The 10,099-nt window shown below is 65.0% G+C and carries 13 protein-coding genes; 5 read left to right on the top strand and 8 right to left on the bottom strand.

Going from position 1 to position 10,099, the window contains the following annotated elements; genetic code table 11:
* The 8 genes from ABI213_RS14725 to ABI213_RS14690 all read right to left on the bottom strand — a co-directional run.
* A partial coding sequence (locus ABI213_RS14725) for an FAD-dependent monooxygenase (protein WP_348027657.1) occupies window positions 1-261 on the bottom strand: 261 nt, incomplete at its 3' end.
* A 14-nt stretch (window positions 262-275) separates the two neighbouring features.
* Entirely contained in the window at window positions 276-560 is a 285-nt protein-coding gene (locus ABI213_RS14720) for an MSMEG_0570 family nitrogen starvation response protein (RefSeq protein WP_348006910.1), read from the bottom strand.
* Window positions 551-1,699, bottom strand: a complete 1,149-nt coding sequence (locus ABI213_RS14715) for an MSMEG_0565 family glycosyltransferase (protein WP_348006909.1) — start codon at window positions 1,697-1,699, stop codon at window positions 551-553. The genes ABI213_RS14720 and ABI213_RS14715 overlap by 10 nt, the downstream gene beginning before the upstream one ends.
* Window positions 1,696-2,685 (bottom strand): sll0787 family AIR synthase-like protein, encoded by a 990-nt coding sequence (locus ABI213_RS14710; RefSeq protein WP_348006908.1) that lies wholly within the window; start codon window positions 2,683-2,685, stop codon window positions 1,696-1,698. Before ABI213_RS14710 ends, ABI213_RS14715 begins: the two co-directional genes overlap by 4 nt.
* On the bottom strand, window positions 2,682-3,239 hold the full coding sequence (locus tag ABI213_RS14705) for an MSMEG_0567/Sll0786 family nitrogen starvation N-acetyltransferase (RefSeq protein WP_348006907.1): 558 nt from the start codon (window positions 3,237-3,239) through the stop codon (window positions 2,682-2,684). Before ABI213_RS14705 ends, ABI213_RS14710 begins: the two co-directional genes overlap by 4 nt.
* Window positions 3,240-3,251: 12 nt before the next feature.
* Window positions 3,252-4,322 (bottom strand): MSMEG_0568 family radical SAM protein, encoded by a 1,071-nt coding sequence (locus ABI213_RS14700; protein ID WP_348006915.1) that lies wholly within the window; start codon window positions 4,320-4,322, stop codon window positions 3,252-3,254.
* 4 nt (window positions 4,323-4,326) lie between these two features.
* Window positions 4,327-5,322 (bottom strand): Nit6803 family nitrilase, encoded by a 996-nt coding sequence (locus tag ABI213_RS14695; protein ID WP_348006906.1) that lies wholly within the window; start codon window positions 5,320-5,322, stop codon window positions 4,327-4,329.
* Window positions 5,323-5,805: an MSMEG_0572/Sll0783 family nitrogen starvation response protein gene (locus ABI213_RS14690; RefSeq protein WP_348027655.1), complete on the bottom strand. Its 483-nt coding sequence runs from the start codon at window positions 5,803-5,805 to the stop codon at window positions 5,323-5,325. It abuts the gene before it with no gap.
* A gap of 347 nt (window positions 5,806-6,152) precedes the next feature.
* Between ABI213_RS14690 and ABI213_RS14685 the strand changes: the two genes are divergently transcribed.
* The 5 genes from ABI213_RS14685 to ABI213_RS14665 all read left to right on the top strand — a co-directional run.
* A complete protein-coding gene (locus tag ABI213_RS14685; protein ID WP_348008657.1) occupies window positions 6,153-7,544 on the top strand; it encodes a PLP-dependent aminotransferase family protein in 1,392 nt (463 codons plus the stop codon).
* Window positions 7,545-7,568: 24 nt separating this feature from the next.
* Window positions 7,569-8,036 (top strand): nuclear transport factor 2 family protein, encoded by a 468-nt coding sequence (locus ABI213_RS14680; RefSeq protein ID WP_348008658.1) that lies wholly within the window; start codon window positions 7,569-7,571, stop codon window positions 8,034-8,036.
* A 94-nt stretch (window positions 8,037-8,130) separates the two neighbouring features.
* Complete coding sequence (gene cynS / locus ABI213_RS14675; protein WP_348008659.1) at window positions 8,131-8,574, top strand: cyanase; 444 nt, start codon at window positions 8,131-8,133, stop codon at window positions 8,572-8,574.
* Between the two features lie 251 nt (window positions 8,575-8,825).
* A complete protein-coding gene (locus ABI213_RS14670; protein ID WP_348008660.1) occupies window positions 8,826-9,095 on the top strand; it encodes a MoaD/ThiS family protein in 270 nt (89 codons plus the stop codon).
* Between the two features lie 20 nt (window positions 9,096-9,115).
* On the top strand, window positions 9,116-10,099 hold a 984-nt coding region (locus ABI213_RS14665; protein ID WP_348027653.1), incomplete at its 3' end, for an exo-alpha-sialidase.

Genomic DNA, 10,099 nt, shown 5'->3' with positions numbered 1-10,099 from the left:
GTTGATCTGGTCCTTCACCATAAAGCCGTGCGGGTCGTCGCCCGCGTAGCTCCAGCCGGGCAGGTTGCACTGCCAGTTGGGGGTGACCAGGCAAAACGAGTCCCAGCGCTGGCTGCGCCAGCTGTGGACCAGCTTGTTTTTTTCTAGTACCAGGTGGCTGATGCCGCGTTGCTGCAGGTAGACGCTGAGCGACAGGCCGGCCTGGCCGCCGCCGACGATGGCAACGGAATAGTGGGTGGTGAGGGGGTCAATGTGGGCCATGGTGGGTTCTCGGTTTAGCTGAAGGCGGTGACCAACACCTGCGCGTCGGCCTGGGTTTGAAAGGGGGCGGCCAGGTGTTCGATCTCGGCCCACTGGTCCATCGCCTGCGAACAGGCAAAGCCGTACTTGGCCCGCACGCGCTCGGACGCGATGTGCAGCGCCTCGTGGCTGCGCTGCAGAAAGTCGTGGAGGGGGTAGCTGTGGCCGACCTGCAAATAGTCTTGCACCACCAGCGAGGGGGAGTAGCAGCGGGTTTGCGTTTGGTCAGGCCAAACGACGTGGAAGTGCATTACGGGCATAGACTGATTGCTCTCATTTTTGAATAAATATCGGCGTGCAGATGGGCGCTGCGCTGCCAGCTGAATTGCGCCGCCAGCCGGGTGGCGGATGCGGCCATGCGCTGTGCGTCACGGCCTCGTAGCGCGTGCTGGACGGCGCTGGCGATCGACGCAGCATCCAGCGGGTCGGCCCAGCTGGCATCCTGGGGCTGCAGGTATTCGGTAAACGGTGCGATGCGGGACACCACCACCGGTACGCCGCTGCACAGCGCCTCCAGCACCACCAGGCCAAAGCCTTCGCTGAGCGATGGCATGGCCACCACATCGGCTAGGCGGAACAGGCCGGGCATGTCGTCATCTGCCAGCGGCCCGGTCAGTAGTACGTCTGGAGCTGCACCGCTGGTCTGCAGCAGGGCCTGGAATTCACGGGCGTAGGCGCTGTGGTCCAGCAGACTGGCCCCACCGGCAATGACCAGTTGCAGTTGCGGCATCTGCGCCCGCAGTTGGATGAAGGCCTGCAGTACACGCACGGTGTTTTTGCGCTGCTCCACACCGCCCACGCAGAGCAGCACCAGGCCGTCGGTGCGAATGCCCAGGCGCTGGGCCAGTCCCGCGTCGGTGGCCTGGGGCACCGGGCTGTAGCGGGCGGCATCCACGCCGTTAGGCACTTCTAACGCCTTAATGCCTTGCGCGGCCAGCGTGGTCTGCCACACCCGGCTCACGCACAGCACCTGGCGGGCCTGGTGGACCGAGCGGTGCTGCCAGGCCATCAGCTGGGGCTGGGCGAAGCTGTCCAGGTGGTGCACGGTGCGCACGAAGCCGTCAATCAGGCCCCGGTCTTGCAGGGTGGCCAAGGCATTGCCGCCAATGCCGTCGTGGCAGTGCAGCACGTCGAACGGCGCGCGTTCCAGCAGCGGTGTGAGGTGGTTTACATACGCGGCGATGCGGCTGTCGACCATCGCCACCATGTCCGGCGGTGTGCTAGCCACCGGTACCAGCTCGGACGCGCAGCGCAGCGGGCGGAAGAACTGCTGGCCGGGCGTGGCCGGGGCCATCACCGTGACTTCGTGCCCGGCATCGTGCAGGGCATGGGCGAGTTCGACGGTGTGCACCACGCCGCCGCGCGGGTTCACCGAATGGGTGAGCAGGCCGATTTTCATGCGGGCACCCCTACCGCTTCGCCGATGAAGGCCTGTTCCGCAAAGTCCCACAGCAGGGCCTGGCTGCCCCCGTGGCGCAGATGCACCTGGCGGCGTGCCGTCACTTCGCCCACCACGCTGCAGGCAATGTCGCGCACGGCAAAGCGCGTGAGCACCTCGCCCAGGTGCTGCGGTCGCACGCTCAGCACAAAGCCGTAGCTGGGGAAGGCGGTGAGCCAGCGCTGCAGCGGCACGCCAAAGGGGCGAGGGATGGCATCCACGTCGATCACCGCGCCCACCTGCGAGCATTCCAGCAGCATCATCGCCGTGCCCACTGCACCCGCCATGCTGATGTCCTTGGCGGCATCGCACAAGCTGTCTTCGGCAAAGCACGGCAGCAGTTCCAGGTCGCCGCGCAGCCGGGAGGCCGGGGCGGTGGTAGATGCGTTCCAGTAGGGGAAAGGCTCCTCAAATGCACCGCGCAGATCCAGCGCCATCACCAGCTTGTCGCCAGGACGGGCATTGAAGCTGGTTAGTAGCGCTTGTGCCTGGCCGAGGATGGCCACGGCCAGTTGGGGCCGCTCGCTGCGGTTGTTGCTGTGGCCGCCCACGATGGGCACGCCGTAGGTCTGGGAAGCGCGGGCCATGCCTTGCAGCATGGCGCCCGCCGGGTCCATGCCGTGGCTCCACAGCGCGTTGACCACCGCCGTGGGGCGGCCACCCATGGCGTAGATGTCGCTCACGTTAACCATCACGCTGCAGTAGCCGGCGAACCAGGGCATGCGGGTGATGAAGTCTTCCACCAGGCCTTCGATGGCGAACAGCAGGTAGCCGCCGTGGCCGTCGGGGATGGCCGCGCAGTCGTCGCCCACCGGCACGGCCTGCGCCAGCGCGGCGCTGCCGCCGGGCAGGGTGGCACCGAGCGCGGTGACGATGTCGCTGATGTCCCGCTTGTGGGCAAAGCCCCGGCTGTCGCGCAGAAAGTTGCAGAGTTGTTCGGCGCTCATAGCGAACCCCGTGCACGCGTCACAAAGCCGCTGACCGGGTCGAAGCAGGGCGGATACGCGGCCAGGTCGGCCTGCATCTCGCAGTGCGGCCGACCGTGGATGCTGAGCTCGGCCAGGGCTTGCCATTTCAGCCGCCGAAACAGCGGTACGTTCTGCGCCTGTACGTGGGCCAAAAAGGTGTGGCAACCCAGCGCATGGGCACGGCTGACTGCCAGCCGAATCAGCGTGGCACCCAGGTTGCCCTGGCTGCGAAAAGAAGGGTGCACCGCCAGCCGTGAACCCCACCACAGGCCGGGCGATTTCTCGTGGATACGCACCGTGCCCACCACCTGGTCGGGCATGCCACCGCGGCAGGACATCGCCACCAGCAGGTGCGAGTCGTCATCGATGGCATCCCGGTCGTCGCCCGTGAAGATGCCTTGCTCGATGCAGAACACGGCCCGGCGCAGCGCGAAGGCTTCGCGCCGCTCCCAGTCCTGGCAGGCGGCACGTACCAGGAACTCGACCGGGGCCCAGGCGGGTGGGGTTTCCAGGATGTTGTCGATGCAGAGCATGGCCTTGGCTCCTCAGGATTCGTAAACAGACAAGGAAGAGCAAGCGCCGCACTTGCCGCACCCGGCCTTGATGTCGCTGGAGCGCAGATTCGCCTCGGCCACGCTGCGGCCCAGCGGCTCCAGAATCGACTTCATAAATTCCGGCGACGGCGCAGCATGGTCTTCCAGCGGCGTGCCGCTGATGGGTACAAACGGCACTACGAACGGGTAGACGCCCAGTGCCAGTAGGCGGTCGCAAATCTCCAGAATCGCTTCCCGCGTATCGCCTAGCCCGGCCAGGATGTAGGTGCTGACCTGGCCGCGGCCGAACACCCGCACGGATGCTTCAAATGCCTCCATGTAGCGGCTGATAGGCACTTGGGCCTTGCCGGGCATGATCTTTTCGCGTAGCGCGGGGGTCACCACTTCCAGATGCATGCCCAAGGTGTCGATGCCCGAGGCCAACATGCGGTCAAACCACACATCCTTGTCCGGCGGTTCGCACTGGCCCTGGATGGGGATGTTGACCGCCGCCTTGATGGCAAACGCGCTGTCGCACAGCACCTGCGCGCCCCGGTCGGTGGCGTTGGGCGTGCCGGTGGTCATCACCATGTGCTTGATACCGTCTAGCAGCACGGCGGCGCGGGCTACTTCGGCGAGTTGCTGCGGGGTTTTGTGGGAGATGGTGCGGCCAGCGGCCAGCGACTGGCCGATTGCGCAGAACTGGCAGGTCTTCTTGCGGCTTTCATAGCGGATGCAGGTCTGCAGCACCGTGGTGGCCAGCACGTCCGCGCCGTGCAGCGTGGCGATGTGCGAGTAGGGCACGCCGTCCAGTGTCTGCATCGCGTAAAAGCGCGGCTGCTTAGGAAAGCTGATGCTGGCAATGGGGATGGTGCCGCGCGTCACCACGCTGCGGCCTTGCGCGTCTGGGGCCTGTGCCGTGAATGGTGAGTTCCAGGCGGTAGAGGTGTGCACCGGCACCATGATGGTATGGCCGTCTACCGTCACCGCTTTGTGGTCGCTGGGGCCTGCGCCGCCCTTGCGGCTGGCCACGCCCGCGCTGGGGTCCACCAGCCGCAGCCCGAAGGACTGCAGCTCGGTCATCAACTCACGATTCATAGGTTGGAGGCTGGAGTTCATAGGAGCTTTCTGAAGTGGAAGAGGGCGATGCCATGCGCTGCATGGGCACGGCGGGGCGGTCGTTCAGTACCAGGCTCAGCAACTCGGGCCGGGCGTAGTGACCGACCGAATCCATCATGCGTTTGCGCTTGGTGATCAGCGCCATGTCCAAGTCGGCAATCACCATGCCTTCGCCCTCGGTCAGCGGCGGGGCCAGGTGCTTGCCTTCGGGCGAAATAATGGCCGTGTGGCAGCCGCCGCGCAGGGCTTTTTGCAGGCCGGTGTCGGGCGTGATAGCGATGATTTGCGCATCCGTCAGCCAGCCGGTGGCGTTGATAACAAAGCAGCCGGACTCCAGCGCGTGGTGGCGGATGGTGACCTCCATCTGCTCGGCAAATATCGGCCCCACCAGCGAGCCGGGAAACTGGGCGCAGTGGATCTCCTCGTGCTGCGCCATCAGGCTGTAGCGGGCCAGCGGGTTGTAGTGCTCCCAGCAGGCGAGTGCGCCCACGCGGCCCACCGCCGTGTCTACCACCTTCAGCCCGGCGCCGTCGCCCATGCCCCAGACCATGCGCTCGTGGTAGGTGGGGGTGATCTTGCGGCGCTTCAGCGCCAGGCTGCCGTCGGCATCGAACACCAGCTGGGTGTTGTACAGGCTGCCATGGTCGCGCTCATTCACGCCCAGCACCACCACGATGCCGTGGGCCCGCGCCCGCTCGGCCACGGCGGCCGTCACCGGGCCGGGCACCACCACCGCGCGCTCGTACAGCTTCAGGTGCGGCGCGCCCTGCAGCACCGGCGGCAGCACGAACGAGAAGTAGGGGTAGTAGGGCATGAAGGTCTCGGGGAAGACCATGATTTGCACGCCCTTGGAAGCCGCTTCGTCGATGGCTGCGCACACCCGCTCCAGCGTGCCCTCGGGGCGTTCAAAGTCCGGGGCGATCTGCACTGCTGCGGCACGGACGGTGGTGGGTGTGGCGGCCATTTACAGGGTCCAGGTGTCGAGGATGACGGCGCCGGCTTTTTTGTGGATCAGCACGATGTCCAGTACATCCAGCGGGCTGATTGGGCGGATGCCTTCGATCAGCGCGCCTTCGCCGTGGCCGTACAGGGCTTGCAGCGCAAAGCGGCAGGCGTAGACCTTGCCGCCCTCGGCCATGAACTTGGTGATCTGGTTGTTGAAGTTCTGGTGGCCGGGAAAGGCCTCGTCGCCCAGCGTGGGGAAGCCGCGCTGCACGCCCAGCGTGACACCAGGGCCGTACAGCAGCACCGAGGTCTCGAAACCCTTGCGCAGCAGACGCGTGGCTTGCAGCAGATTGACGAAACCGATCGAGCCTTCGAAGGCCACGGTGTGGAAGGTGACCAGGGCTTTTTCACCCGGTGCGGCTTTCACGTCTTCAAACACTTTTTCTTCGTAGTCGACAAGGAAGTCGCCTTTGGCGTTGGCGGGTTTGGTGACTTTGGGCATAGGGAATCTCCGGTAAATACAGGGTGGATGAAAGGACTGTCGCCCTGAACATTTCGCACGCTCTGTGCCACGGGATTCGCATGGTCATGCGATCAAGTCGCCATCAAACCCACTGGATGTGCCCCAGTGGTTTAAAAACTTTTTTTCACAGCCTGAAACCACCCGGTAGGAGGGTTTTTCTCGCACTGGTTTAATGCGTTTTCCATGCGATCAATGCACCCGATAAATTGTTTTTGCGCACCAGCAAGATGCACAATCTGCGTGTGCAACGGGCTTGGAACTTGCATCATTGATTGGATGCCAATGCAATCAAGCTATGCGATCAAGTTGAACGACCCGGTATTCACATGAACAAAACCCCCGCCCATTGGATCAAGAAGCTGCACAAGAGCGACAAACCGGCCTACCTGCTGATGGCCGACCTGATTGCCGACGACGTGCGCACCGGCCGCCTGGTGGCGCGCGACCGGCTGCCGACCTTGCGTGAGCTGGCCGAAGACCTGCAGCTGAACTACACCACCGTGGCGCGCGGCTACAGCGAGGCGCGCAAACGCGGCCTGATCGACACCCACGCCGGCATGGGCACCTATGTACGCGGCAGCAGCCCCAGCCTGCCCCTGCGCGGCGGCAGCGCGGCCGAAATGACCATGAACCTGCCGCCCGAGCCCCAAGACCCGGCCCTGCTGGCCCACATGCACGACACGGCGGCAGGGGTGATGGCCAGTGCCGACCTGTACGCCTTGCTGCGCTACCAGGACTTTGGCGGCAGCCTGCACGACCGCGAGGTGGCCGCCCAGTGGCTGCGCCGCCGCGTGCCAACCTGCCGGGTCGAGCAGGTGCTGGTCTGCCCCGGCATCCACAGCGTCCTGACGGCACTGTTTTCGCAACTGGCGCGGCCCGGCGAACTGGTCTGCGTAGAGGCGCTGACCTACCCCGGTGTAAAAGCCATTGCCGCCCAGCTTGGCATCCAATTGCACGCGTTGCCGCTGGACGACGACGGTCCCAGCGCCGAGGCTTTCGAGCACGCCTGCAAAACCCTGCACCCCAAGGCGCTGTACTGCAACCCCACGCTGCTCAATCCGACCACCGCCACCGTCAGCCGCTCGCGGCGCGAAGCCCTGGCAGATGTGGCCCTGCGCTACGCGATTCCCATCATTGAAGACGATGCGTATGCGATGCTTCCTAAGGAAATGCCACCCGCCATGGCCACGCTCGCGCCGGGGCTCACCTACTACATCACCGGCTTCTCCAAATGCTTTGGCGCGGGCCTGCGCAACGCCTACGTGTGCTCGCCCGGCGACCGCCAGTCCCAGCGGCTGGCCGGGGCCATGCGCGCCACCACGGTGATGGCCTCGCCGTTTACCAATGCGCTGGCCACCTTCTGGGTCGAAGACGGCACGGCCGAGGCCATGCTGAACGCCATCCGCGATGAATGCAGCGCGCGCCAGGCGATTGCCGAGCGCTATTTGGCGCCTTACGGAATGTTGGGCCACCCCGAAGCCTTCCACCTGTGGCTGCCCGTCGCCGACGGCTGGAGCCCGGTGGAGCTGGCCGCCCACCTGCGCAGCCAGGGCGTGGGCGTGGTGGCCAGCGCCGCGTTTTCTACCGACGGCGACCCGCCCGATGCCGTCCGCATCTGCCTCGGCGGCCCCAGCACGCTGGACGAATGCGAGCACGGCATGCACCTGGTGGCGGATACCCTGTTGCACCCCGTTCACCACCACGCCACCAATCTTTGATCCCATCCAACCCCAGGAGACACCATGGAAACCAAGCCCCCACTGCCGCCCTTCACATTTGAGTCGGCCACCCAAAAGACCCGCATGGCCGAAGACGCCTGGAACAGCCGCGACCCCGACCGCGTGGTGCAGGTCTACACCGAGGACACGCGCTGGCGCAACCGCGCCGAATTCCCCACGGGCCGCGCCGAGGTGCACCAGTTCCTGACCCGCAAATGGGCCAAGGAGCTGGACTACCGCCTGGTCAAAGAACTCTGGGCCTTTACCGGGAACCGCATCGCCGTGCGCTTTGCCTATGAATGGCACGATGCGGCCGGCCAATGGTTTCGCAGCTACGGCAACGAGAACTGGGAGTTCACCGAACAGGGCCTGATGGCCTGGCGCTTTGCCAGCATCAACGACCTGGCGATTGCCGAGGCCGAGCGCAAATTCCACTGGCCGCTGGGCCGCCGCCCCGACGACCACGCATCGCTGAGTGCTATGGATTTATAGAGAAATTTCAAACATGTTTTAGGCTGCCAGCGCAGATTGAAACTGCGCTGGCAGCTATCAAAAAGAATCCATTTTTTCACAAGCTGGAGTCCGTATGAACCGCAACGACATCACCGAAAAAATCATCACCGTCAAAGTCTCTAAAGGCATCCAATGGGCCGACGTGGCTAAGAAGGTGGGCCAGTCCAAAGAATGGACCACCGCCGCCTGCCTGGGCCAGATGACCTGCGATGCCGCCCAGGCCAAAGCCATCGGAAAGATCTTCGGCCTGACCAGCGACGAGCAAAAGTGGCTGCAGGTGGTGCCCTACAAAGGCTCACTCCCCACCCCCGTGCCCACCGACCCGCTGATCTACCGCTGGTACGAAATCGTCAGCGTCTACGGCAGCACCATCAAAGAGCTGATCCACGAAGAGTTTGGCGACGGCATCATGAGCGCCATCGACTTCCAAATGGACATCGAGCGCCAGCCCGATCCCAAGGGTGACCGGGTGAAGGTCGTGCTATCGGGCAAGTTCTTGCCGTACAAGACGTATTGACCGACGGGGCGCGTAGCCAATGGGGTCGGATCACGATTGCGCACCGAAAAGCCGTTGTTCGTATCGCCTGTTGACCCGCATTCGTGCTCCGACCCCTTTGGCGGTTTAGCGTGCACGGTGTTTATGTGCTTTTTAGGCCGCTAGCGCATATTCCACCTGCACAGGCAGCTATCAAATTCACTTCTCCCGGCGCCTGCGGGATTCCCCCCCCCCATTGACGCACCCCCCACCCGGTTCGCACAATGCGCCCCATGGTCACCGTCGAATTCGCCCCCAGCCTGCGCCGCCACATTGACGTGCCTATCCAGCAAGTCCCCGCCGGGCCGTTGCGGCAGGTGCTGGATGCGGCGCTGCTGGCCGCCCCGGCCCTGGCGCATTACGTGTTGGACGACCAGCGCGCCGTGCGCAAGCATGTGGCGGTGTTCATCAACCAAACCCTGGTGCACGACCGCGTGCGGCTGGACCGGGCGGTGGTGGCGGGCGACAAGGTGCTGGTGGTCCAGGCCTTGTCGGGTGGCTAAACCCACAACGGAGGAAATCTATGTTCACGCTCCTCGTCGGCACCCGCAAAGGCCTGTTCACCGTGCAAGGGCAGGGTGCGGACTGGCACATCACCGCCCACCATTTCGCGGGCGAGCCCGTGACCCAGGTGCTGGCCGACCCGCGCGATGGCAGCTGGCTGGCGGCTTTGCGCATGGGGCATTTCGGGGTCAAGCTGCGCAAAAGCAGCGACCAGGGCGCGCACTGGGCCGAGGTGGCCGCGCCCGCCTTTCCGCCCAAACCGAGCACCGGCCCGGATGCCGAGGACCCCACGCCCTGGAGTGTGGACATGGTCTGGAGCCTCACGGCGGGGGCAGCCAGCCAGCCCGGCACGCTGTGGGCGGGTTGCCTGCCTGCGGGTCTGTTTCGCTCGGACGATGGTGGCCAAAGCTGGGCGCTGAACACCGCTTTGTGGAACCAGCCACCGCGCAAAAGCTGGGGCGGCGGCGGTTACGACCAGGCGGGCATCCATTCCATCCTGGTCGATCCGCGGGATGCGCAGCACATCACGTTGGCGGTGTCCAGCGGCGGCGTGTGGCAAAGCCGCGACGGTGGTGGTAGCTGGAACCTTAGCTCGCGCGGCATGCTGGCCCGCTATATGCCCGAGGGCCTGCAGGAAGACGGCAACGTGCAAGATCCGCATTGCCTGGTGCAGTGCGCCGCACAGCCCGACGTGTTGTGGGTGCAGCACCACGGTGGCATGTACCGCAGCACCGATGGCGGCCAGCAGTGGCAGGGCATTGCCGCACCCGCCCCAAGCGACTTCGGTTTTCCCGTAGCCTGCGACCCGCAGAATCCGCTGCGTGCCTGGTTCGTGCCTGCGCACAGCGACGGCTGCCGCATTCCGGTCGGTGGCCAGATTCTGGTCAATCGCACCGACGATGGCGGCCAAACCTTCCAAAGCTTCGGCCAAGGTCTGCCCAGCGCCCACGCCTACCACCTGGTGTACCGCCACGGTCTGGATGTCAGCGCCGACGGCCAGACG

It is taken from the genome of Rhodoferax sp., assembly GCF_039922535.1.
GTDB lineage: Bacteria > Pseudomonadota > Gammaproteobacteria > Burkholderiales > Burkholderiaceae_C > Rhodoferax_B.
Note: the sequence above shows the minus strand (reverse complement) of the source record. Positions and strands in the feature narration are given on the sequence as shown.

Bases quoted from the DNA above. Each gene is read 5' to 3' on its own strand.
- cynS (WP_348008659.1), top strand. From the start codon at position 8,131: ATGAACCGCAACGACATCACCGAAAAAATCATCACCGTCAAAGTCTCT.
- ABI213_RS14680 (WP_348008658.1), top strand. From the start codon at position 7,569: ATGGAAACCAAGCCCCCACTGCCGCCCTTCACATTTGAGTCGGCCACC.
- ABI213_RS14690 (WP_348027655.1), bottom strand. From the start codon at position 5,805: ATGCCCAAAGTCACCAAACCCGCCAACGCCAAAGGCGACTTCCTTGTC.
- ABI213_RS14670 (WP_348008660.1), top strand. From the start codon at position 8,826: ATGGTCACCGTCGAATTCGCCCCCAGCCTGCGCCGCCACATTGACGTG.
- ABI213_RS14710 (WP_348006908.1), bottom strand. From the start codon at position 2,685: ATGAGCGCCGAACAACTCTGCAACTTTCTGCGCGACAGCCGGGGCTTT.
- ABI213_RS14720 (WP_348006910.1), bottom strand. From the start codon at position 560: ATGCCCGTAATGCACTTCCACGTCGTTTGGCCTGACCAAACGCAAACC.
- ABI213_RS14695 (WP_348006906.1), bottom strand. From the start codon at position 5,322: ATGGCCGCCACACCCACCACCGTCCGTGCCGCAGCAGTGCAGATCGCC.
- ABI213_RS14700 (WP_348006915.1), bottom strand. From the start codon at position 4,322: ATGACCGAGCTGCAGTCCTTCGGGCTGCGGCTGGTGGACCCCAGCGCG.
- ABI213_RS14685 (WP_348008657.1), top strand. From the start codon at position 6,153: ATGAACAAAACCCCCGCCCATTGGATCAAGAAGCTGCACAAGAGCGAC.
- ABI213_RS14705 (WP_348006907.1), bottom strand. From the start codon at position 3,239: ATGCTCTGCATCGACAACATCCTGGAAACCCCACCCGCCTGGGCCCCG.
- ABI213_RS14715 (WP_348006909.1), bottom strand. From the start codon at position 1,699: ATGAAAATCGGCCTGCTCACCCATTCGGTGAACCCGCGCGGCGGCGTG.